Raw genomic sequence first — 23531 nt, forward strand, 5'->3', positions numbered from 1 at the left:
AAAATCTTCTCACTTACAAATTATTATAGGTGTAAAAGCCATTTTTCCTATCGACGAGTTTCTCAGCTGCTTTTAAAGCGCCACGAGCAAAGATATCTTTTGACTGGGCGGTGTGTTTGATGGAAATCACTTCATCCTGTCCTGCAAACAGAACTTCGTGTTCTCCGACGATCGTTCCACCGCGGATCGTAGAAATGCCTATATCTTTTTGATTGCGTTTTTCTGTAGTCTCTGAGCGGTCATAGACCTCATTCGCATCTGAGCGCGCTCTATTCTTGATGACATCAAGCAGTTTAATGAGAGTACCGCTGGGTGCATCTATTTTCTGGTTATGATGTTTTTCAATCAATTCTATATCATAATCTTCCATTAAAGGAACCACCGTTTCAAGGAGCTGTATCATGATATGGACACCATAACTCATATTGGCACTGAAAAAGACTGGTGTAGAAGAAGCTTTTTTATCGATCAGTTCCACCAGTGCCTCTTTTTCACCTGTGGTTGCAATGACCATGGGAACAGTCAAGTCTGAAGTCAGTATTTTTTTCGACAAAGAGGGATGTGAAAAATCGATCAGACAGTCTGCTTCCGGTAATTTTTCAGACGCTGATTCAAAAAGAGGATAAGGACAGTTGTTTTCTTCATCCGGTGATAAAACTCCGACGATTTCATGTCCGCTTTCTTCTGCCAGTTTGGCGACACGTTTATTCATCACACCATATCCAACGAGTAGTAGTTTCATATCAACCATCCTTCCTTGTGTGCTCAAAGAGTTCGAGCAAGACGTCCTGCGCCATTTTCTCCAGTGGAACTAATGGCAAGCGCAGGGAATACTCGCCGAACCCTAAATGACTTATTAGTAACTTTATGGGAATGGGGTTCACATCTACGTTTAAAGCATCCACTAAGGGGAAAAGCTTGTGACTGATCTGAGCGGCTCGTTTAGGGAGTCTTTGTGCCATTTCATACATATCTTGGTATTCTTTTGGTAAAGCATTAGCCAGTACGGAAATCAAACCATGACCACCTAGAGAGTAAAAGGGCAGGGCAAGATCATCGTTGCCACTGTAGAAAGAAAAGGAGTCATCCACGACGTATTGCAGCCTGTTCAGATGAGAGAGATCGCCCGTTGCATCTTTTAATCCCACAATGTTCTTATGCTGCTTGGCTAGAACTCCCAATGTTTCGGGAGCAATCGTCATTCCGGTTCGGGCGGGCACATCATATAAAATCACGGGTATAGAGACAGAGTCAGCAATCGCACCAAAATGAGCAACCAATCCTTTCTGACTGGTTTTGTTGTAATAAGGGGTAATGACTAAAAGGCCATCCACTCCTAGTTTCTCAGCTTCCTTTGAGTAGTGTATGCTGTCGGCTGTATTATTGGATCCCGTTCCTGCGATAACAGGAATATCGCCATCTGCCACATCGATAGCGATGGATAAAAGTGTTGCTTTTTCCTTGTGAGTTAATGTGGCACTTTCTCCAGTCGTCCCATTAACCACAAAAGCTTGAATAGAGTTGTTTTTTAAATAAGTCAAATGATTCTTGAAACTATCGTAGTCGATACGATCCTTTATAAAAGGCGTCGTCACAGCAGCAGCTGCGCCAGTAAATAGTCTTGTCATATTAGTCTTCCTTTCTTGATAGAAGGTCTTGGAGAATTTGTACAGCATTCAAAGCGGCGCCTTTTTGGATGTTATCAGAAACCGACCATAGGTGGTAAGTATTTGGTAAACTGTCATCTTTTCTGATTCGTCCAACAAAGATATTTCCTTTTCCGGCAGCATCCAAGGGCGTCGGATAAACCTCTCGTGAAGGATCATCCATAACAACCACGGATGGCGCATTTAAAAGGACCTCTTTCAGTTCTATAACATTCGTTTCTTGATCTAAAGTGACGTTTATCGCAACAGCATGAGCATGCAGCACAGGCACGCGTACACAAGTCGCTGTAACAGCCAATGCCGGGTCATTCAGTATTTTCTGAGTTTCTTTAATCATTTTTTCTTCTTCTTTGGTGTAGCCATTATCCAAGAAGTCATCAATGTGTGGAATGACATTATGATGGATCGGTTTAGGGTAAGTTTTTGGTGCTTCGCCCTGTTCACCTCCTGTTAAGTCTTCGATGCCTTTCCATCCAGATCCTGATACCGATTGGTAAGTCGTATAGGCGACACGTTTCACTCCAAAAATGTCTGACAGACGTTTTAGAGGGACAACAGACTGGATGGTCGAACAGTTTGGGTTAGCAATGATTTTACGTTTAAGAGACGCCTTATTCACTTCAGGAACAACTAGGTCGATCGATTCATCCATCCGCCAGGCACTTGAGTTATCAATAACGACAGCTCCCGATTTTTCGAACAGGGGAGAGAAATGTAAACTTGTGTCTCCTCCAGCTGACATCAGCACGTAATCAAACGATTCAGATGTTTTTTCCTCGGTTAGTTCTTCAACAACATGTGTTTTCCCATTAACAATAATTTCTTTCCCAGCAGAACGTGCAGAAGAAAAAAGTGTCAGGGAAGAATAGGAAATGTCATTCTGTTCAATGATATCCAGCATGGTCTTGCCTACTAACCCCGTAGCTCCAACGATCGCAATGTTACTCATGAAATCAACCTTTCTCAGTTTAGTTTGTTTACAAGTCGAATGCCTGACAGAGAAGACGGGCAGCATATTCGCCATTTTTTTCATCCAAGACATAAGAGACACTGATCTCAGAAGTCGTGACTTGGTAAAAGGGAATGTTTGAAGTCAATAATGTGTTGAAAATTTTCGATGCTACACCAGTCATATCTCGCATCCCGGCTCCTATAACAGACAATTTGCAATAAGTCGTTTCGATAGTGACATAAAGGTTCTCATAGGACTTTTTTAGCAAATCAAACAAGTCATTCAACACGCTTTCTTCAGATTCTTTAACAGTAAAAGACAACTGCAGACCATCCTTGTTCTGAATCTGAGAAATCATATCGATATTGATTTCGGATCCTTCCAGTTCACTAAATAAATCGGTAAGGAATGCCTTTGTTTCTAAAGGGTGAGTGATGGTAACGTGTGCCATCTCTTTATCTAAAGCGACTCCTGTTACGGCTTTTCGTTCGAGCATTTGGTCATTCGGCACGATCCATGTTCCTTTCTCATCAGATAATGTTTTGGCTAAATAAATGGGGATACTATGATTGTTAGCGAGTTCGACACTCCGCGTTTCCAGCACACCTGCGCCTAAAGCAGACATTTCCATCATTTCTTCAAAGGAAATCAGCTCGCGGCGTTTGGCGTCTTTATAGATCCGTGGGTCTGTACTGAATACACCGGTGACATCTGTGTAGATTTCACATGTACAGTCCAGGGCAGCAGCAAGAGCTACCGCTGTCGTATCGGACCCGCCTCGTCCAAGCGTCGTCAGTTCCCCGAATTCGTTGAATCCTTGAAAGCCAGCGACGATAAGTAAATCATTGGATTCAAACAACTCTTTTAGAAAGTCTGCTTTTATAGAAGAAATTTTACTTTTCAAATGATTGCCTCTCGTTTCGATGCCTGCTTGATAACCGGTCAAAGGTTTAGTCCGCACATTCAAATCATTCAGTGCGAGCGATAGAAAAGAAATGGTCTGCTGCTCTCCTGTATTGAGCAGCATCGCTAAATCCAGCTCATTCGGCTTAGCAGTCAGATGACTGACTGACGTCAGCAGGTCATCTGTTGTTTTCCCCATAGCTGAAACAACGACAACCAATTGTTCCTGGTTTTCAATACGTGATTTGAGGTAACCTGCAAGATTTTTGATTTTCAAAAAATCAGAAACACTTGAGCCTCCAAATTTTAAAACACTTCTTTTCATAGCGACTCCTTTTCTTTAAATATATAGCTGAGAAAGTATTTTTATATAAAAAAACAAGCCGGGGATGCCGACTTGTTTTTAATGATACCCTCACAAGCGGAAGCCCTCCGTTTAGCACATGAAATGCTATACGGCAGTCTGCATATTCTTAATATACAGCCCAACAACCTGTTTTCTGTAAAAAACACGCTGTTTCGGCAAAAGTCCCTTTCCCAAGCTTTGGATAAACAGATCCCTCTAAAGCCAGTACTGATGAATTTTGCGCCTCATCCAATTATTCAACTGTTGTATTTATGTATTCAAGCTTAGCAAATTTTAATAAATATGTAAACAGTTAATCATCAAATTCTAAATAAAAGGGTTGAACTTATGTTTTCTTTTACTGCAAATCATTTTAAATTGAAGGCAGTTCAAGTTAAGATTAAAAAGTAAGGAGTGACAGACGATGATAGAATATCTTGTTTATTGAAAAAAAGGCTTATCAGTGGCAAAAAGTTACAATTAAAAGACTTCTAATATACTTATCATCAATTATTTATTATCGATAATTTCTGTATAAAAAAAGCCATTATTCATTTTTAAAGAACAGAAATCACAGGATATACAAATTTTAAATATTTATACAAAATAGCGTACCGAATGAATAAAAAGCGTTTTCATTCCTTATAACAATATGAATTATTCATGTTATTATACAAGTGTAAATAAATAGATAATAAAAAAATTTACAAAGGAGAGAAAAAAATGAACGAAGCAAATAAGCCCATCCATGTTTTCTCAGAAATAGGTGATCTGAAAACGGTCTTGCTCAAACGTCCTGGAAGAGAAGTCGAAAATCTGACACCAGATATTATGGATCGTTTATTACTTGATGATATTCCGCATCTGCCTGTTATTCAAAAAGAACATGATCAGTTTGCTGATGTCTTAAGAGAAAACGGTGTCGAGGTCCTTTACCTGGAAAAACTTTCGGCAGAAGCAATCGATGCTTCCGGCAATAAAGAAGCCTTTGTGGAAGCGATGCTCGATGAATCACATGTTCAGTCAGAAAGTGTTTACGCTGCTTTAAAAGAGTATCTTCTTTCGATGAACACTTATGATATGGTGGAATCGATGATGGCAGGGGTACGCAAGAAAGAAATCGAAGTGGAATCAAAACGACTGGCTGATATCAGTGACCGCAAGCATTATCCTTTTTATATGGATCCAATGCCAAATCTTTACTTCACACGTGACCCCGGTGCATCGATCGGTAATGGCATGACGATCAACAATATGACCTTTGAGGCACGTAAACGGGAGACGCTGTTTCTTGAGACGATCATGAAACACCATCCACGCTTCAAAGACAGTGCTGTAGAAATTTATAGGGACCGTAATGAAACGACATCTATGGAAGGTGGCGATGAACTTGTATTGAATGATAAAGTCCTGGCCGTAGGGATCTCACAGCGTACAGAAGCTAGAGCGATCGAGGACTTAGCACATGAGTTGTTTAAAAAGCATACAACCTTTGAAAAAGTTCTTGCGATCAAAATACCAAATGTGCGTGCGATGATGCACTTGGACACGGTCTTTACCATGATTGACCACAATAAATTCACCATACATCCTGGTATTTTAGAACTGGACGGTTCTATAGACACATACACCTTAGAGAAATCACTAGATTCAGATGAATTGAAAATCACACATCAGACTGATCTGGAAAAAGTTCTTAAAGAGGCGCTGGGCGTTGAAGAAATCGAACTGATCCAGTGTGGTGGCGGAGACGCTATTGCAGCACCAAGAGAACAGTGGAACGATGGATCCAATACACTGGCAATCGCACCAGGCGTTGTTGTGACATACGATCGAAATCATGTCTCCAATGGTTTGATGAGAGAAAAAGGCATTAAAGTCATAGAAATTGAATCCAGTGAATTATCCAGAGGGCGTGGCGGTCCTCGCTGTATGAGTATGCCGCTTGTAAGAAAAGATATAGAAGACAATTAGAGGAGGAAACGATATGGAAAATGTATTTCAAGGACGCAGTTTTTTAAAGGAAAAAGATTTTACTAAAGAAGAGCTGATGTATTTCATCGATTTTTCAGCGCATTTAAAGGATATGAAGAAAAAGGGTATACCCCATCATTATCTCGAAGGAAAAAATATTGCCTTGCTGTTTGAAAAAGCCTCGACGCGTACCCGTTCAGCTTTTACTACTGCAGCAATCGATTTGGGGGCTCATCCAGAATATCTTGGGAAAAATGATATTCAGATCGGTAAAAAAGAATCGGTCGAAGACACAGCTAAAGTACTTGGTCGGATGTTTGATGGAATCGAATTTCGTGGATTCAAGCAAGAAAGTGTTGAACTATTAGCAGAACATGCTGGTGTGCCTGTTTGGAACGGTTTAACAGACGAGTGGCATCCGACTCAGATGATTGCGGATTATCTGACACTGAAAGAAAATTTCGGCAAACTGGAAGGATTGACCTTAGCTTACACAGGCGATGGAAGAAATAACGTTGCCCACAGTTTACTAGTTACGGGTGCTATCCTAGGAGTCAATGTACACATCGTATCGCCGAAAGAATTGTTTCCAAGTCAGGAAATCATTGACCTGGCAAAAGGATATGCCGATAAATCAGGAAGCCGTGTATTAGTTACTTCTGATGTTGATGAAGGTGTGAAAGATGCCGATGCTCTCTATACAGATGTCTGGGTGTCCATGGGTGAGGAAGATAAATTTGAAGAGCGGGTCAGTTTACTGAAACCGTATCAAATAAACATGGATATGTTTGATAAAACTGGAAAAGAAGAAACGATCCTCTTACATTGTCTACCGGCCTTTCACGATACAAAAACCGAATATGGTAAAATGGTCGAAGAAAAATTCGGAGAAGTGGAAATGGAAGTCACAGATGAAGCGTTTAGAAGTAAGCACGCCCGCCAGTTCGACCAGGCAGAAAACCGTATGCATTCAATAAAAGCCATTATGGCAGCAACACTAGGTAATCTTTTTATTCCCCGCGTATAATGTGAAAAAAATGAACTGACTGGGTAATCCAGTTGGTTCATTCCTCTTCTTATAATGAATTCAAATGCATGAATCAAAGACGGCTGGCACAATAAACGATAAAAATAATGAGTTGGAGGGTTAAAAAATGTCTGATAACAAAATAAAGGATAAATTATCGTCCTTACCGACCTCTTTTACTATACTATTTATAATCATTGTCATTATGGCTATTCTAACATGGTTTGTACCCGCAGGCAGTTATGAAGTGAATGATGCTGGAGAGATCATTGCAGGCACCTTTGCTTACACCGAACAGCAGCCACAGGGTTTGTGGGATATATTTATGGCTCCCGTCAAAGGGATGTTAGGAACAGATACGACTCCCGGAGCCATCGAAGTATCGCTCTTTATTCTCGTTGTAGGTGGGTTTTTAGGCGTTGTCAATAAAACAGGGGCACTTGACACGGCGATCGGCCAAGTTGTTAGTGCAAACAAGGGTAGAGAAAAAGCGCTCATCCCCATTTTAATGCTCATCTTTGCTTTGGGCGGAACCACTTATGGTATGGCAGAAGAAACACTTGCTTTTTATCCATTGATCATTCCTGTCATGATTACTGTAGGTTTTGACATGCTTGTCGCTGTATCGGTTATCCTTTTGGGTGCCGGAGTCGGCGTTTTAGCTTCAACCGTTAACCCCTTTGCAACAGGGGTGGCATCACAATCCTTGGGTATCAGCCCAGGTAACGGTATTGTACTAAGACTGATTTTCTTTGTAGTCATGTATAGTATCACGACAGCTTATGTCTATCGATACGCGACCAAGGTACAGAAAGACCGGGAAAATTCACTGGTTTCTGAAGACTATGAAAAAAATAAAGAGAAGTTTAAAACGAAAAACAAAGATACAAAAATGAATACAAAACAAAAGATAGTGATCATACTTTTCGGATTGACCTTCTTGATCATGGTAATGGGACTCATTCCTTGGACGTTACTTAATGAAAACTGGACATTCTTTGAAACATTTAATACCTGGCTGATGGAGCTGCCAATTGTCGGTACAGTCTTAGGCCAGCAAATGGTACCTTTGGGAGTCTGGTATTTCAAAGAAATCACAATGCTGTTCCTTGCTATGGCCATCCTGATCGGAATCATTTACAGAGTCCCTGAGAAAGAAATTGTTTCAGGCTTTGTTGACGGAGCAAAAGACCTTTTAAGTGTCGCATTGATTGTCGCCTTGGCTCGCGGTATTCAAGTTATCATGAACGAAGGGATGATTACAGATACCATACTGCACTTTGGAGAACAAGCCTTGTCTGGTTTGTCGCCAGTCATCTTCTCTGTGTTGACATATATATTCTATATTCCACTGTCATTCCTGATCCCTTCAACTTCTGGACTTGCTTCTGCAACCATGGGGATCATGGGGCCGCTGGGATCATTCGTAGGCGTATCTGAACATATCGTTGTAACAGCCTTCCAATCCGCCAGTGGAATAGTCAATCTGGTCACCCCAACATTCGGTGTTGTAATGGGAGCCTTGGCTATTGCTGAAGTTGAACTTATCACCTGGTGGAAATATACGGCAAAACTGATTGGTATTCTTTTTGTCACAACCTGTGTTCTGTTAGCGTTAGGTGTGTTGTTCTTATAAGAGAAGGATCCATAAAAGGGGAAAGATTTCTGATGCGATTTAACCGTCGTGTCAGGAATCTTTTTTTATGCGTCTGATGGAGAATGTGCCGAAGTAAGCACTGTTTACACTTTTTAGCATGAGATGTCGAACTCGTGAGCTGACTGATGGTGAGTATGCACTTTCTAGACTGAGATGTCGAACTCATGATGCTGACTGCTTGTGAGTATGCACTTTTTAGACTGAAATGTCGAACTCGTGAAGCTGACTGCTGGTGAGTATGCACTTTTTAGATTGAGATGTCGAACTCATGAAGCTGATTGCTGGTGAGTATGCACTTTTTAGATTGAGATGTCGAACTCATGAAGCTGACTGCTGGTGAGTATGCACTTTCTAGACTGAGATGTCGAGCTCGTGAAGCTGACTGAAGTTGAGTATGCACTTTTTAGACTGAGATGTCGAACTCATGAAGCTGACTGAAGTTGAGCATGCACTTTCTAGACTATATGTCGCAGTCGCGACGATCCCCTTGTAGAGTCGACCGTTTTAAAAAGGTTAGCAATTATTAAAAAGAATAATGATTGAAATTGATTGTAATTGGATGAAAAGTATTGTTTTGAATTTTATATCATGTTAAACTACATTTAAGAGGTGAAGGAAGTGCTTACAGAGGAAAGGCATCAGTATATTATCGAACAATTAAATCAGCACCAAACGGTATCTGTTCAAGACTTAGTGACGAACCTAGGACACTCCGAATCAACGATAAGACGTGATTTAACAACACTAGAGGATCAGGATTTGCTCGTTCGTGTACACGGTGGGGCTAAAAAGAAGCGAGAACCAGTGGATGAACCCACTATGGATGAAAAAACAGTCAAATTCATTCATGAGAAAGAGAAAATCAGTCAATTGGCTGCTTCTCTTATCAATGATTTTGATGTGATTTATCTTGACGCTGGCACGACGACTTATTCTATGATTCCTCATTTGAAAGATAAAAATATCACTATTGTGACTAATGGTGTGCCTCATGCTGTCCTGTTAACTGATTACAATATTGAAACGATCCTTCTGGGAGGAAGAATCAAGCAACGCACAAAAGCAATCATTGGCGCCATAGCAGAGCAGACACTAGCAGAAGTTAATTTCACTAAAGCTTTTATGGGAATGAACGGAGTGGATGTCAGCCAAGGATTTACTACTCCAGACATTGATGAAGCGGCTATTAAGAGAAAAGCGATAAGTCAATCCAATCAGTCGTATGTTCTTGTTGACTTATCCAAATTAGAAGAAGTCCACTTCAAAAAAGTGGCAGATATCGATGAATGCACGATCATCACCAATACTCTGCCTGATAAATACCATCACTTCAAAGAATATACGAGAATAATGGAGGCGTAACACTATGATTTACACAGTAACCTTGAATCCTTCAATCGATTATGTGATTTACCCGGATGACCCGATTGAGTTAGGACAACTGAACAGGTTTGAGAAAGATCAGAAATCAGCGGGTGGGAAGGGAATAAATGTGTCGCGTATCCTCACACAATTAAATACGGATAATGTGGCTATGGGGTTTGTAGGCGGACGAATTGGACAGCTGCTCACAGATCAGCTCCATAATGAACATGTCAACACTGATTTCACAGCCATTGATTCAGATACGCGCATCAATGTGAAGATAAAAGGCTATCATGAAACAGAAATCAATGGCAAAGGGCCTCTAGTGACGGAAGCTTTCAGTAAAGACTTTTATGCGAAATTGAACGACTTGTCAGAAGGAGATATTGTCATCATCGCCGGAAGTAAACCCAAAGGCTTGTCGGAAGATTATTATCAGCAACTGATCGATCATGTAGAAAGTAAGCAAGCGGATTTTATCATTGACACTACAGGCGAAGAATTGCAGATGGCTTTATCAAAAAAACCGTTGCTAGTAAAACCAAATATACATGAACTAGAAGATTTATATGAGGTTACATTAAATAACTTAAACGACATCGTGCCTTACGGTAAAAAATTGCTTGAAGCAGGTGCTCACTATGCCATTATATCTCTGGGAGGGGATGGCGCATTGTTCTTTAGTGGGGAAGACGTCTTTTACAGCAAACCGCCTAAAGGTCAGCTCGTCAATTCGGTAGGTTCCGGAGATTCCATGATTGCCGGTTTTATCAGTGAATATCAAAAAATAAAAGATCCACTCGATGCATTTAAAATGAGTTTAGCCTGCGGAAGCGCAACAGCTTTCAAAGAAGATCTGGCAGAAAAAGATGATATAGAAAAATTATTACCTCAAATAATAATCGAAAAATGGGAGGAAAAATAAATGAAGATCAATGATGTTTTGAAAAAAGAGTTAATGATCATGGACTTAAAAGCTCGAACAAAAGAATCTGCAATAGATGAGATGGTAGAGCAACTCGTGGATAAAGGAGTGGTGAATGACTTTGATACATTCAAAGATGGCATCATGGCTCGTGAAGCACAGACTTCAACAGGTTTGGGTGATGGGATCGCTATGCCACACTCAAAAAATGAAGCAGTCAAAGAACCCGCTGTATTATTTGCAAAATCATCCAATGGTGTGAACTTCAATGCTCTAGATGGAGAGCCGGTCGAAATATTCTTCATGATCGCTGCCCCTGAAGGCGGGAATGACTTACACCTTGAAGTGCTAGCTTCTTTATCACGCCGACTCGTGGATGCAGACGTCGTCCAAGCGCTGAAAACAACTCAGACCCCAGAAGATGTTCAAATGATTTTCAATGAAAGTGAAGAAGAAGAAAAGGTCACTGAAGTCCAGGCAAATGAAGAAGGCAAGAAGTTTGTCGTTGCCGTCACTGCTTGTCCGACAGGGATCGCGCATACGTATATGGCCGAGGACGCCTTAAAGAAAAAAGCGGCTGAAATGGGTGTCGAGATCCGCGTTGAAACGAATGGAACAGATGGTGCTAAAAATAAACTGACCAGTGAAGAAATTGCTCGTGCAGATGGGGTTATTGTAGCGGCGGATAAAAAAGTAGATACAGCTCGTTTCCATGGTAAACCGGTTGTTGAGCGCCCAGTTTCTGATGGCATTAAAAAAGCTGAAGAACTGATCACTAAAGCCAGTACAGGTAATGCCCCCATATTCGATTCTGGTAATGATTACAGTTCAGAACGTTCAGCTGAAACGACTGAAAGTAGTTCGGTCTGGCAATCGATTTATAAGGATTTAATGAATGGAATCTCACATATGCTGCCATTTGTTGTCGGGGGTGGAATACTCTTAGCTTTATCATTCCTGTTTGAATCTTTATTAGGTTCGGATAGTGTGTTATTTACCTCACTTAATACTATAGGCGGCTCAGCCTTCGAATTCCTTATCCCAATCCTAGCAGGCTATATTGCATACAGTATCGGTGATCGTCCTGGTCTTTTACCTGGTATGGCGGGTGGTTTGCTGGCTGTAGAAAGTAATGCAGGGTTCTTAGGTGGTCTGGTTGCTGGTTTCATCGCCGGATATGTTATGAACGGAATCAAGAAGATGCTCAGAAAAGTACCTACAACCTTTGAAGGACTTAAAGCTATTTTACTTTATCCAGTATTAGGTCTGTTTGTGGTTGGCTTACTGATGTTCTTTATTATTGGTCCATTTTTCGCCGTTATAAACAATGAAATGTTAGGATTATTAAATAATCTCGGTACCGGAAATATCGTGCTGCTTGGCGCCGTCTTGGGCGGAATGATGGCTGTTGATATGGGTGGTCCCGTAAACAAAGCGGCCTATGCGTTCTCGATCGGTATCTTTACAGATACTGGAGATGGAGCTTTAATGGCAGCTATTATGGTCGGTGGTATGATCCCGCCTTTAGCGATCGCACTTTCCACCGTGTTGTTCAAATCTAAATATACTGACATGGAGAAACAATCCGGTTTATCGAACTTCGTTTTAGGTGCGTCATTTATTACTGAAGGAGCCATCCCATTTGCCGCAGCAGATCCACTACGAGTCATCGGTTCTTCTGTCCTAGGTGCAGCTATCGGTGGAGGATTGACCCAATTGTGGAATGTTTCCATTCCCGCACCACACGGCGGTTTGTTCGTTGTCGGGATTGGAGAAAATCCATTGCTATTTGTTGTAGCACTTCTTATTGGTTCGATAATATCCGCAGTCATTATGGGCTTATGGAAACCAAAAGTGGACAATACAAATAAAAATACTGTAGAAAGTAAATTAAGCTAAAAACATATAAAAACAATGAAACAGACTTCTCATAGTAGAGGAGTCTGTTTTTATTCTCAACACAGAACGAACGTTCTTTAGTTTGTTTTTCAAACCAAATAGACTGCAAAGGAGGTGAATAAAGAAAGTAAAACACCTATTTTGAGTAAATATATGATAGTATAAGAATGTAATGCTTTGAATATATAGCTATTTGAAATCGTAAAATGAAACTATCCGGTTCAGATAGAGGTATTTATTATGAATTTATACCAGCAGCATTTCTGTAGAAAAGGAGAAGAATATAATGGTTAGACACAAAATATTTACAATGAGTTTTTCAAAAGTATATCCACATTACGTTAAAAAAGCAGAAAATAAAGGTAAAACAAAGAGTCAAGTTGATGAGCTTATTCGTTGGTTAACTGGATATACTCAAGAAGGATTAGAAAATCAATTGAAGAAAGATAACGATTTTGAGACGTTCTTTGCTGAAGCACCACAGATGAATCCGTCACGCAAATTGATTAAAGGTGTTATTTGTGGTATTCGCGTAGAGGACATTGAAGATTCGCTGATGCAAGATATTCGCTATCTAGACAAACTTATTGATGAATTAGCAAGAGGTAAAAAGTTCGAGAATATCAAACGACACTAATAACAAATTAAGTTTGAATAAAGTGGACTATAAAATAGCAGGCAATAATTTTAAAGATAGTTTCATGACAGTTTAACAATAAATAAAAGAATGAGCTAAATAAAATAGAAGCAGGGCATGGAAAATATTCGAACAGAAATGAAAACTCTAGAAATATTGACAAATAATTTTACATGAGAAAAACTGAAACAGTCATAAATGGTTTGAATGAATATAAAGTTGAAACAAATGGAGAATGATTTTAATTTTTACAAAAAGATAAATCTATAAAGAATAATCAGCTGAAATAAAGGATGAATTCAATTCAATTCAACAGTGAACGATGAGGAAGTCAAATTCAATTGAAAATGATCAATAATAGACATTATTCCATACAATCTACTTTGTATAATATATATTATGTAAACTAAAACAAAAAAAGAAACGGATTGTCTGGATACGTTAAAATCGTGAATTAATCCCCTATTTTTAGTTTATTTTTCACTTTTTAATCTAACTTTATTAAATGATCGTAATAATACTGATACTTTTACTTTTTAAATTGCTTTTTCGATTTGTTCCATAAGAGTTGCCTTCATACTTTAATTGCAATTGTAAAGAAACAACAGACAGCTATTTCGCCAAAACACTTATTATAATAATAAAATATCCTTAGAATTCTTCCGTCATTCAAAATGAATTAAATGAAATTATCTGTTTGAATTTATCAAATAAACAAATTATTATTTATTATCATCAATAAATTCTTGTATTGGATTTTTAACTAGCGTGTAATAAACATTGTTTAACTCGACGCCATTTTGATTGTAAAATATCGTTAAAGAGTCATCATTCTTGAATTCAATAGAAAACTCGCAGGCATTTTTGCTGATCGATTTAAAAGGATGATGTTTGACTTCTATTTCCCAGGCAATATTGCTGGGAGCATGAACAGGAAGCGTGGGTATTGTCGTGTCATATCCATGTATACTCCAGTAAAAGTCTTCTATTGTCTCATCACTTAGGTTAAGCACATCGTTATTGACTGATATACTGTCAATTTTTCTTCCGTCGATCGCATCATTTAATACATCGCTTAGACTGTCTGTTCGCCAAAATATGTAGAGATTTATGATAAAAGGTATGACTGAAAGAATATAAATCAATCTGATTATGAACTCAGCAATCGGATGTCTGTCTTTGTCAATATACATATAAAAGTCACTCCTTCAAATAAGCAGGTTATCACTAGTATCAGGTACTTTGCATACAATATTCCTTGCAGAAAGTGGCAGTTTGAAATAAAGTTAAAGAAAGCATCTGCGTTTACTTCTCACCTCTCTCCTCCTCTCGTCTCTTAAGTCAAAAGTATAGTCCACACTTCGCAGTATATCATAAGTTGGTCTGCAAGTTTTTTGGTTGTCTTAGATTATTAAAAGATTGCCATATACACAATTAGAAGGATAACTGTTTTACTTTTCTAATATTTATGCTTATGGAAACATTGAAGAAACCAAGATGGATGCCTGGAAACGTTCATTAGACGTCAATGTTACCAGTTTGTTCCTGGCGTCTAAATATGCCATGCCTTATTTAAAGGAAACAAAAGGAAATATTATCAACACAGCTTCGGCGGGAGGAATAATCGGTTTCCCTGATGCGATATCTTATGCAACAACCAAAGGTGCAGTGATTTCATTTACTCGTGCGATGGCTGTTGACTATGCTGATGATGGCATTCGTGCAAACGCTATTTGTCCAGGTACTGGAGAAACCGGCATGACTAAAGAACTTCTAGAAGATGAAGAAACATATAAAGGCTTTATTTCACCGATCCCTATGAAACGCTTAGGCCAGCCTAATGATGTGGCAAATGCTGCTTTGTTCTTGGCCAGCAATCAGTCTTCTTATATCACAGGTCACGCATTACCTGTTGATGGTGGATGGACGATGTCTTAATTCATTAATAAATAAAGAGGATCAAGTCATTCAGTTGACTTGATCCTCTTTATTTTAACAGCAAATCCTCCCTTCCCCCCCTCCTCTTCTCCACTCTTCTAGTTTTAAAAACCAGTAGGATAAGACAAGTTTTTAGGATATTAAAAGATACGAGAGTTACTGCTGTTTTCTTATTTCATCAATATCATTTGAAAATTCTGGTATGATCGGTTCAAAATAAATTCCCAGGTTTGGATCCCGATCTACAGTTGTGCTGTGTCGAAGGGATTTTTCAATGTAATCAGAACTCTTGATCACAGCATCCTTTACAGAATGTCCTAGTAAATAATAAGCTGTGATGAAACTGACTGAAATATCCCCTACGCCCTTGAACCAGACATCTTCTTTCTCATGCATGTGATAAAATGGTTCAGTGTTTTCAGAATAAACATAGTAACCTGTCTCTTCTTCACGCTTACCCTCATGTTGAAAGACACTTGTCAATACAACGGTTTTTGCACCTAAATCACACAATTTCTGAGCGATTTTTGGATAATCTTCCGGCCCCAAATCATCTGAATACGGATAATCTGTAATCAGACAGGCTTCCGTTAAATTGGGAACAATAATGTCTGCATACTTAACAAGCTTTCTGAATTTTTCAGGAAAGTCTTCACTGAAGCCCGCATATAATTTACCGAAATCTGCCATAATGGGATCAATAATGACCGGCATATCATAATCCAGGGATTCCAGGTAATCGATGACCGTGACGATCTGTTTGCTGTCGGCAAAGTATCCAGTCAGTGTTGCTCGAAATTGCACGTTTAGATCTTTCCAGTGAGCCAGTATATCATCAAAAGACTCATTTAAGTAATGTTTCACTATACCCGGATAACCTAGTGTATGTGTAGACAGAAGCAGTGTGGGCAGCAAAGCTACTTCGAACTGCGCCGCTTCTAAAATGGGTAGGTTTGACATGCCGGCGACCTTGGCAACACCCGGCAAGTCGTTGATCACTAAAACTTGTTCACTCATGTTTCTCATCTCCTTTTCCTTAATTTCATTATACATTATTTTGTACCCTGTAAAATGATTAATTCTATGGACATAATAAAATTGATGAAAACTGACCCGTCTGTCCTTGCATGATGGAGATGATTTGTTCTTGCTCCAATATTATCTGAGGCTGCTGGGCAAGTTTCAATGATAATATAAGTCGCTTACAATGAGATAAGCTTTCACTGCAAAAATAAGTCAGTTGTTTTTCTGCAAATAAAAACACAAAGATCCGGTTTTTCTATATTTCAGTATTACGGGCAAGAAAAATGACCGGTCATCGTGTTTTAAACTTTTATGGCATGCTGGTTCACTTTCTGAACAACCCCATAAATAAAGATTGAATAATAGATATCTAATTATTTCAGTACCTTCTTGATCGATTCAATGAACAACTCAAAATGACCCACATTGAAAACAGGCTGAAATTCTTTTTTATTGCACAGGTCTGAGGTAATGAAAATATCGATATCGCAGTTTGAGTATTCCTGTTCTAATTGACTGATCAACTGTATTTCACTTGATTCATATGTATACGCAACGGAGCCGTTTTTTCCGTGTTTTTTTGCTATTACATAGGCCATGATCACTCTTCCTTTTTATCAAAAATTATGATGTATATACTATTACATTAGTATATAAACGTATACGAGTGTTAACAATGTACTAATTTAAACACCTCTTTTATTCTACTTCATCTTGCACTTATAATCCATACAAATTTTCAAAAAATATGAATAAATAAACATATCTATAATAAAATCTCCATTTTATTTAATCTTGCAGCTTTAACTCTTATATACTTAAACAATTTGATTAAAATATCATATAAATGGATGAGATCCTGGCAGAATTTTCTATTAACTGTAACTACTTTTTAAAAAAAAGCAGTTCACATGTGAAAGTGTTATTTAATGAACCGAACTAAATATTCTAGATAACGAATTTAATATTCACAGGATTTTGAAATAATCATAGTGAATATGAGTCACTCAAAGTAAAGAAATTTTTCGAGTTCCGTCTAATGAGCTCAATAGTAGTAACTCAATACGGAATAATTCTATGAGTTAAGTTTAACGTGCTCAGTAACAGGAACTGGGATTTTATGTAGTGCCTGAGTTGAGGCTATTTGTCTAAGTAATGGCAACTCAAGGGAAAGTGAAGCACTGAGTTAGGGCTATTTGTCTTAGTAATGGCAACTCAAGCAGAAGTAAAGGACTGAGTTGGGGTTATTTGTCTTAGTAATGGTAACTCGGAGCCAAAACAGTCATGAGTTATTATTACAAGTACTTCACTTATCTAAATGCTAGCAAATACCTTGATGTAGCTAGAAAAACTGAGCACTCGTACAAAAGCCACAAAAAAAGAAGCTGAAAAGCTCATCTCAGCTTCTTCATCTTATTATTCTCTACTTAAACGACATCTTCCAAAGGATAAAAAACGATATAGGCGATGCCCAGTAAGATTTTTTTATACCAAGGTGTCGGTGTGTTCTCCGCTGTTTTTTCGACAAGATGTCCTGCGTCTTTCTGATAAGGAACACTGTCTTTTGCGATTTCTTTGATGCTTTTTTCTAGGGCTTCAGCAAGATCACTGCTGTCTATAATAACCAGGTTTTCCTGACTTAAAAAAGAGCTGCGCGGATCAAAGTTAAATGAACCTATAAGGCTCAATCGTCGGTCAAACATGTATGCTTTGGCATGAATGTATCCTTTACCTTGGAAATGATAGAGCTGTGTCGTTCTCTCGCTTAATTCCTGCAAATATTTTCGCTGGCCGGAAATAGCTGGGAAATTTGTTGAAACTGCCATGGAATTCGTTACAAAGAAAATGTCAGCATCTGTATCTTTGAGTGAGATATAATTACGCATTTCTTTATTTGGCACCACGTAAGGACTCTGAAAAACTATACACTCTTCAGCTTCGTCAAAAAGCCGTCCAAGTGTTGCAAGGATATGCGGGTCCTTTTTCCAGCGCTGTATGCCATTTGTTACGAGACTGACTTTTCTTGTCGAGTAAACATGATCATCCCACTTGATTTTCTTCCCGGCTCCATATTCTTGGTTTTCTTCAGCCTCTATAACTGCCGAAGTAAGATTTTCATACGACTCTTTAGCCAGATCTTTATATCTTTCCAAGATATGACTCGGTCTTACACTCGTAAACGGATGATACCACATCGACTCAAAATATTCTGTATAATCTTTCAAAACACTCTCATCGTAGCGTTTCGGATCGTCATTAATGATAACGACATTGCGGTCGTACACAGCATCTTCATCGTCTTTAACGAAAAAGGCATCTTCTAAATTAACGCCCCCGGTCAAAACACTGCGTTTATCAATAATCATGTATTTATCATGCATACGGTTTTGCCAGGTCCACGGACGCAGCCAATCGAACTCTTCGTAAAAGGCTAGATTGATATTTGGATGAGCCATCAGTGCCCAGTATTTCTCATTACTGATACCAACAAGATTGTGCCCTTTACCGTCAAATAGAACATAGGCATTGACTCCTTTATCAGCTGCTTTTAATAGTTTCCCATAAAATAAATCACTGGCTTTCCCGTCATCGATGGAAAAGTTGGCAAGTTTGATCGTCTGCTTTGCAGAGTCGATCAGGTTTAAATGCAGAGTCATCAAAATATCCTGCGTGTCAAAAAAAGCGGCTTTATCCGGTCCGTATTTTTCGTCGTCACCGTAATAATCTGTCAGTCCTTTTGGGTTCAATTTTTCCCTGTTTTTAGGTTTCTTGTAATGGAGCAGGATATTCCCAGTAAAAAAGGCATACCCTATATAAGCGCCTAAACCCAAAGTTACGCCTTTGATTATCTTTTTTAACATACTGACCAATCCTCTCTATACATCAAAAGCATACCGTTGTTATTCAAGTATACCATTAATGGAGGGAAGGATAAAAAATGGTGCCTATCTTAAGTATAAAAAAGCCTGCTGCTTATCATAAATGTGTGATAAACAGCAGGTTCTTGTATATCAAAGGTATTCTCGTTTAGTTAAACGTCACGTCTTTACCTGTTAGTGTCTCAAGTACTATTCGTATGATTTTTTTGTTATCAAGACCGATAAGAACTTTGGCATTAGGTGGATTCTCTGCCTGAAGACGAATATCAGTATGGCTGAAGCCTCTCATGATCCCTTCGTCATAAGCAATCTTCACATAAACATCTTTTGTCGTAAATAATTCAGGATAAACTAAATACAAGACTGCCATCACGTCATGTAAATTCATAAAATCGCTGTGATTCACTTCACGGTGAAATTTCAGGGCAGACTGAGAGATGTCGTGCAGCAAGACACCTAGTTCGCCTCCCTTTTCCTTCAGAACATCAGCGTCTTTTTGATGGAACTCGCTTTGTTCGGTCGCATCAAGACTGGACATAATGATTGGGAGGCCGCTGTTTAAAACGATGTGGGCAGCATGTGGATCATAGAAAAAGTTGAATTCACCGGCGCTTGTCGTGTTACCGCCCTTGAGCCCACCGCCCATTAATGAAATGCACTCGATTTTATCAAGTAATTCAGGGTAACTTTTTATTAACAAAGCGATATTTGTCAGTGGTCCTATCGCAATGATCGTGACTTTTTCTTCTGCCTCGCTCAAAATCTTAACATAAGATTCCATTGCAGTGAGCGGAGATAAAGGTGCCAAATCTGTAAGTTCGATTTCTCCAAAGCCATTTTCACCATGCACTTCCGCAGCAAAAAACGGATCAAATATAAGTGGTTCTGTTGCTCCTTTAGCAACTGGCACATCGACACCGAGCAACTTGACTAATCCTCTCGCATTTTTTGTTGTATACCCCACCGGTACATTCCCAGCCACTGTATGGATTGCCAGTACGTCTAAAGAGTCCTCCGCAAAGGCCATCGCCAAAGCAAAGGCATCATCCACACCAGGATCACAATCTATAATGATTGGTCTTTTGTTATTCTTTTTCATAATCAAACGTCCCTTTCTTCCTATCGCTATTTTATTGAAATAGAACCAGACTGATCCGATTAATTTTTATCATTCGAATCTTTTTGTGCATAATACATGACGCCCATTGTCAACAAGACAAAGAAAGAAACGACCGGCGTTTGAGGGACGCTGATACCCTGATATTCTAAAAACGCAAGAAGTAAAAATAAAGCGCCAGTAAAATAGGCGTAAATGCCTATAATTTTTCTGAAGCGTTCTGAATTAGTCTTGTTCGTTTTTGCTTTAGGTTTACTGTTACTGTAGGCAATCAGCATATTCCATTTGAGAACATGTACCGCAAAGCCAAGAGCCAGTAAAATAGCACCGATTAAAAGATAAGTTAACACAAGGATTCCTTCTTTCTGATAGCGTAAATGTTTATGTTTTTTAATTTAATGGTTTGTTTAAGTAGTCCTTCAATTCATTAATACGACGCTTAGCATCCTTTACGCCCAAGTCATACATGGCCTGCAGTTTTTCTGGATCGCGTTCGAGCCGTTTGATCGGGATGGTTTTTGACGGCCTTATGACAAAGATATCGTCTTGCTTTTCTTCTTCATTGATTTTTTCAATGGTTTTGTTGTAATTTTTATATCTGTTTTTTAGTGTTTCTTTAAATTTTGGATAATGCTTGTACCAGCGGTCAATTAAAAAGCTGTTCGGTTTCGTTTTCCTATAGTCCAGTGGTCGCGTTAAAATAACAATATTTTTATTGTATCCAAGTGCTTTTGCTTTTTCTAATGGGATACTGTCACTCACACCTCCGTCCAAGTAATTCGTTCCCTCATGTGTAACGGGTTTTGAAGCGAAGGGCATGGAGCCAGACGCTCTGAGTGCTTCCATTTGTTTAAAAGGTTCCGTGATTTTTGGATACTCCGGTTGACCTGTTTCCATGTTCGTGACGGTTGCGTAGAAATCAATACCTGATTCCTTGAATGCCTGTTCATCGAAGACATCGAGAGAAAAAGGAACGGTGTAATAAGCGAATTCTTTATTGACGATATCACCTGTTTTCAGCCAGCTTCTTAAGCTGATATACCGTTTGTCTCTAATGTAGTTGATGTTATATCTCAGCGATCGTCCTTTTTGCCTGGAAGCAAAATTGATACCAAACAAAGCGCCTGCAGATACGGTAACCATACCGTCCACACTTACATCTTCTTCGATCAGTGTGTCAAGCACTCCGGCTGTATATAAGCCGCGCATCCCTCCGCCTTCCAATACCATGCCTGTACTCATTGTCTCACCTTTTCGTTCGTTAGTTATTTTTCAACATATGTGATATTGTATCGTTACTTTCAATTATACAAGCTCAAACAGCATAAAGAAAGAACCCATGTTGACAATCAATCACAGGTCCTTCTTAATTGTTCATCAGTCGTCGGTTTACGGTAAATGTATGACATTATTTTTTGTTGATCGAGCCTTTTATTGCCTGCTTTTGCGCATAATATAGAATGAACCCTGTCCACACCAGAAAGATGACAAGTGCCAGGATCGGTGAGACTATGATCCCAAAGTATTCCATGACAGCCAGCAAGAGGAAAAACACACCACTGACATAACCGTACAGGCCTAAAATACGTCGCTGGGCTTGTATATCAACTTTTTTCTTTTTTTCTTCAGGTATTGATGAATAGCCTGATATCAGACCGTTCCATTTAAGTATATGCACAGCAAAGCCAATGCCTAAAAATACCAAGCCCATGATTACATAAGTCCACAATTTGAACTCCTCCTTCTAAAATTCGTTTTATATGTCGATAAATCATTTGACTGTTTAACGTGATTCACTGACAGCCTGGTTCAGCCATTTAGCGGTCAGTGTATCAGAATTAAGCATGTCCATAGGCGTCCCTTCAGAAATGATTTTGCCCCCTCTTTTACCACCTTCTGGACCAAGTTCGATTACCCAGTCACTCGCCGCAATAAACTCTAAATTATGCTCGATTACGATTACCGTATTCCCACGTTCGACCAGTTTGTTAAAGACATCAAGAAGTTTTTCATTATCTTTTAAGTGCAGTCCAAGTGAAGGTTCGTCTAAAAGATACGTTTGACCCTCTTTTTTCAGTTGGCTGGCGAGCTTCAATCGCTGGACTTCACCGCCACTTAAAGAACTCGTGGTTTGTCCTAGGGTCAAGTATCCAAGTCCCATATCGATCAGCTTAGACACTAACGGTAAAGCCTGCTGGGCAATAGAATGTCCAAGCGGATCGTCTATTTTATCAAGTTCCAATGCCATTTCTGTCAATTCTAATCCTCGGTATTCAAGGAGATTGAATCCGTTGATTTTACTTTCAAGCACTTTTGGATTCAATCCCGTTCCCTGACACGTTGGACAGGTCGAATGAGCGGAAACTGCCAGGACATCTTCTTGAGACACTTGTTTTAATTTTGAAAGGTCCCGGTTGATATAAAGACGGGTAAACCGTGGCAGCAAGCCATCCCACCGGGCGTTTTGTGGGCCATCCTTGGTATGAAAAGGCGCATAGACTGCCCCGCCGTCGGGAGGACCGTATAAAAACAGTTCCAGTGTTTCATCCGAGTAATCTTTGATCGGTTTATCCGGATCAAAGAGCCCACAGGTCATCATCCAGTTACCTTGCCACCCTGCAGGAGATAAAGGTTTAAACTGAACAGCGTATTCTCTCAATGACTTATCGAAGTCTACCAATTTATCCAAATCAGGTGCAACAACTTCACCAAAGCCATCACACGTCGGACATCTTCCGAATACGCTTTGAGGGGTGTAGTCAGTTGCTGAACCAATCGATGGGTCTCCGAATCGAGAAAATAAAAGCCTGATCAAAGGATCGATGTCCATATAAGTACTGACCGAGGATCTGGAATTGCCACTGGCAGCCCGCTGCTCAACGACAACGACCGGACTCAAGTTCTGCATTAAATCGGCATGCGGCCTTTCGTAGCGGGGCATCTGATTTCTAACATACAAAGGATAGTTCAACGTCATCTGTCTTCTGCTCTCAGTAGCCAGCGTATCAAACGCAACAGAACTTTTCCCTGAACCCGAAAGCCCAGTAAATACCGTGATGTTTCTTTTAGGTATCGTTAAATCAATGTTTTTAAGGTTGTTTTCTTTAAGTCCACGTAAAATGATTTCATCTTTATTTACAGACATACTCCTGCCCCTTTCTGTACTGAATTTTTCTTCTTATTTAAATAATAAATGTTTAGTCACTATTCTTACTATGAAAA

General features: G+C 39.3%; 21 protein-coding genes and 1 riboswitch. Of the genes, 8 read left to right on the top strand and 13 right to left on the bottom strand.

What is annotated here, in order from left to right; genetic code table 11:
• Positions 1–13: 13 nt before the first annotated feature.
• The 4 genes from dapB to AKA01nite_RS03855 are packed head-to-tail and all read right to left on the bottom strand — an operon-like array spanning position 14 to position 3847.
• On the bottom strand, positions 14–742 hold the full coding sequence (dapB, locus tag AKA01nite_RS03840; RefSeq protein ID WP_146923991.1) for a 4-hydroxy-tetrahydrodipicolinate reductase: 729 nt from the start codon (positions 740–742) through the stop codon (positions 14–16).
• Between the two features lies 1 nt (position 743).
• The gene (gene dapA, locus AKA01nite_RS03845; protein ID WP_146923993.1) at positions 744–1628 is read right to left on the bottom strand and encodes a 4-hydroxy-tetrahydrodipicolinate synthase; all 885 of its coding nucleotides are present in this window, start codon (positions 1626–1628) and stop codon (positions 744–746) included.
• A 1-nt stretch (position 1629) separates the two neighbouring features.
• A complete protein-coding gene (locus AKA01nite_RS03850) occupies positions 1630–2634 on the bottom strand; it encodes an aspartate-semialdehyde dehydrogenase (protein ID WP_371860854.1) in 1005 nt (334 codons plus the stop codon).
• Positions 2635–2644: 10 nt separating this feature from the next.
• Entirely contained in the window at positions 2645–3847 is a 1203-nt protein-coding gene (locus tag AKA01nite_RS03855; protein ID WP_146923995.1) for an aspartate kinase, read from the bottom strand.
• 92 nt (positions 3848–3939) lie between these two features.
• A riboswitch (Lysine riboswitch) is annotated at positions 3940–4125 on the bottom strand.
• A 466-nt stretch (positions 4126–4591) separates the two neighbouring features.
• Here AKA01nite_RS03855 and arcA point away from each other — a divergent pair.
• The 7 genes from arcA (at position 4592) to AKA01nite_RS03890 (ending at position 13352) form a co-directional block, all read left to right on the top strand.
• A complete protein-coding gene (gene arcA, locus AKA01nite_RS03860) occupies positions 4592–5842 on the top strand; it encodes an arginine deiminase (protein WP_146923996.1) in 1251 nt (416 codons plus the stop codon).
• Positions 5843–5855: 13 nt separating this feature from the next.
• Positions 5856–6869, top strand: coding sequence for an ornithine carbamoyltransferase (argF, locus tag AKA01nite_RS03865; RefSeq protein WP_146923998.1), 1014 nt, complete (start codon positions 5856–5858; stop codon positions 6867–6869).
• A 127-nt stretch (positions 6870–6996) separates the two neighbouring features.
• Complete coding sequence (locus tag AKA01nite_RS03870) at positions 6997–8505, top strand: YfcC family protein (RefSeq protein ID WP_146924000.1); 1509 nt, start codon at positions 6997–6999, stop codon at positions 8503–8505.
• 639 nt (positions 8506–9144) lie between these two features.
• Complete coding sequence (locus tag AKA01nite_RS03875; protein WP_146924002.1) at positions 9145–9888, top strand: DeoR/GlpR family DNA-binding transcription regulator; 744 nt, start codon at positions 9145–9147, stop codon at positions 9886–9888.
• 4 nt (positions 9889–9892) lie between these two features.
• Positions 9893–10816, top strand: a complete 924-nt coding sequence (pfkB, locus tag AKA01nite_RS03880) for a 1-phosphofructokinase (protein WP_146924004.1) — start codon at positions 9893–9895, stop codon at positions 10814–10816.
• On the top strand, positions 10817–12715 hold the full coding sequence (locus AKA01nite_RS03885; RefSeq protein ID WP_146924006.1) for a PTS fructose transporter subunit IIABC: 1899 nt from the start codon (positions 10817–10819) through the stop codon (positions 12713–12715).
• 286 nt (positions 12716–13001) lie between these two features.
• Positions 13002–13352, top strand: a complete 351-nt coding sequence (locus tag AKA01nite_RS03890) for a DUF2200 domain-containing protein (RefSeq protein WP_146924008.1) — start codon at positions 13002–13004, stop codon at positions 13350–13352.
• 722 nt (positions 13353–14074) lie between these two features.
• Here AKA01nite_RS03890 and AKA01nite_RS03895 read toward each other — a convergent pair.
• On the bottom strand, positions 14075–14545 hold the full coding sequence (locus AKA01nite_RS03895) for a hypothetical protein (protein WP_146924010.1): 471 nt from the start codon (positions 14543–14545) through the stop codon (positions 14075–14077).
• 289 nt (positions 14546–14834) lie between these two features.
• Here AKA01nite_RS03895 and AKA01nite_RS03900 point away from each other — a divergent pair, with 289 nt between their 5' ends.
• Positions 14835–15290, top strand: a complete 456-nt coding sequence (locus AKA01nite_RS03900; RefSeq protein ID WP_281282439.1) for an SDR family NAD(P)-dependent oxidoreductase — start codon at positions 14835–14837, stop codon at positions 15288–15290.
• A 156-nt stretch (positions 15291–15446) separates the two neighbouring features.
• Here the strand turns inward: AKA01nite_RS03900 and AKA01nite_RS03905 are convergent, their stop codons facing one another.
• The 8 genes from AKA01nite_RS03905 to AKA01nite_RS03940 form a co-directional block, all read right to left on the bottom strand.
• Positions 15447–16307 (bottom strand): pyridoxamine kinase, encoded by an 861-nt coding sequence (locus tag AKA01nite_RS03905; RefSeq protein WP_186805082.1) that lies wholly within the window; start codon positions 16305–16307, stop codon positions 15447–15449.
• A gap of 380 nt (positions 16308–16687) precedes the next feature.
• A complete protein-coding gene (locus tag AKA01nite_RS03910; RefSeq protein ID WP_146924014.1) occupies positions 16688–16912 on the bottom strand; it encodes a DUF6718 family protein in 225 nt (74 codons plus the stop codon).
• A gap of 828 nt (positions 16913–17740) precedes the next feature.
• Positions 17741–19174 (bottom strand): phospholipase D-like domain-containing protein, encoded by a 1434-nt coding sequence (locus AKA01nite_RS03915; RefSeq protein ID WP_146924015.1) that lies wholly within the window; start codon positions 19172–19174, stop codon positions 17741–17743.
• Positions 19175–19340: 166 nt separating this feature from the next.
• Complete coding sequence (locus AKA01nite_RS03920; protein WP_146924016.1) at positions 19341–20291, bottom strand: nucleoside hydrolase; 951 nt, start codon at positions 20289–20291, stop codon at positions 19341–19343.
• Between the two features lie 59 nt (positions 20292–20350).
• Positions 20351–20659, bottom strand: a complete 309-nt coding sequence (locus AKA01nite_RS03925) for a DUF3784 domain-containing protein (RefSeq protein ID WP_186805083.1) — start codon at positions 20657–20659, stop codon at positions 20351–20353.
• 40 nt (positions 20660–20699) lie between these two features.
• Positions 20700–21551 (bottom strand): patatin-like phospholipase family protein, encoded by an 852-nt coding sequence (locus AKA01nite_RS03930; protein WP_146924018.1) that lies wholly within the window; start codon positions 21549–21551, stop codon positions 20700–20702.
• Positions 21552–21717: 166 nt separating this feature from the next.
• Entirely contained in the window at positions 21718–22038 is a 321-nt protein-coding gene (locus AKA01nite_RS03935; RefSeq protein WP_146924019.1) for a DUF3784 domain-containing protein, read from the bottom strand.
• Positions 22039–22092: 54 nt separating this feature from the next.
• Complete coding sequence (locus tag AKA01nite_RS03940; protein ID WP_186805084.1) at positions 22093–23454, bottom strand: excinuclease ABC subunit UvrA; 1362 nt, start codon at positions 23452–23454, stop codon at positions 22093–22095.
• Between the last annotated feature and the right edge of the window lie 77 nt (positions 23455–23531).

Source organism: Alkalibacterium kapii (assembly GCF_007988865.1).
GTDB lineage: Bacteria > Bacillota > Bacilli > Lactobacillales > Carnobacteriaceae_A > Alkalibacterium > Alkalibacterium kapii.

Excerpts from the sequence above, each read along its gene's own strand:
- dapB (WP_146923991.1), bottom strand. The coding sequence starts at position 742 with ATGAAACTACTACTCGTTGGATATGGTGTGATGAATAAACGTGTCGCC.
- dapA (WP_146923993.1), bottom strand. The coding sequence starts at position 1,628 with ATGACAAGACTATTTACTGGCGCAGCTGCTGCTGTGACGACGCCTTTT.
- AKA01nite_RS03855 (WP_146923995.1), bottom strand. The coding sequence starts at position 3,847 with ATGAAAAGAAGTGTTTTAAAATTTGGAGGCTCAAGTGTTTCTGATTTT.
- arcA (WP_146923996.1), top strand. The coding sequence starts at position 4,592 with ATGAACGAAGCAAATAAGCCCATCCATGTTTTCTCAGAAATAGGTGAT.
- argF (WP_146923998.1), top strand. The coding sequence starts at position 5,856 with ATGGAAAATGTATTTCAAGGACGCAGTTTTTTAAAGGAAAAAGATTTT.
- AKA01nite_RS03870 (WP_146924000.1), top strand. The coding sequence starts at position 6,997 with ATGTCTGATAACAAAATAAAGGATAAATTATCGTCCTTACCGACCTCT.
- pfkB (WP_146924004.1), top strand. The coding sequence starts at position 9,893 with ATGATTTACACAGTAACCTTGAATCCTTCAATCGATTATGTGATTTAC.
- AKA01nite_RS03885 (WP_146924006.1), top strand. The coding sequence starts at position 10,817 with ATGAAGATCAATGATGTTTTGAAAAAAGAGTTAATGATCATGGACTTA.
- AKA01nite_RS03890 (WP_146924008.1), top strand. The coding sequence starts at position 13,002 with ATGGTTAGACACAAAATATTTACAATGAGTTTTTCAAAAGTATATCCA.
- AKA01nite_RS03895 (WP_146924010.1), bottom strand. The coding sequence starts at position 14,545 with ATGTATATTGACAAAGACAGACATCCGATTGCTGAGTTCATAATCAGA.
- AKA01nite_RS03905 (WP_186805082.1), bottom strand. The coding sequence starts at position 16,307 with ATGAGTGAACAAGTTTTAGTGATCAACGACTTGCCGGGTGTTGCCAAG.
- AKA01nite_RS03910 (WP_146924014.1), bottom strand. The coding sequence starts at position 16,912 with ATGGCCTATGTAATAGCAAAAAAACACGGAAAAAACGGCTCCGTTGCG.
- AKA01nite_RS03915 (WP_146924015.1), bottom strand. The coding sequence starts at position 19,174 with ATGTTAAAAAAGATAATCAAAGGCGTAACTTTGGGTTTAGGCGCTTAT.
- AKA01nite_RS03920 (WP_146924016.1), bottom strand. The coding sequence starts at position 20,291 with ATGAAAAAGAATAACAAAAGACCAATCATTATAGATTGTGATCCTGGT.
- AKA01nite_RS03930 (WP_146924018.1), bottom strand. The coding sequence starts at position 21,551 with ATGAGTACAGGCATGGTATTGGAAGGCGGAGGGATGCGCGGCTTATAT.
- AKA01nite_RS03940 (WP_186805084.1), bottom strand. The coding sequence starts at position 23,454 with ATGTCTGTAAATAAAGATGAAATCATTTTACGTGGACTTAAAGAAAAC.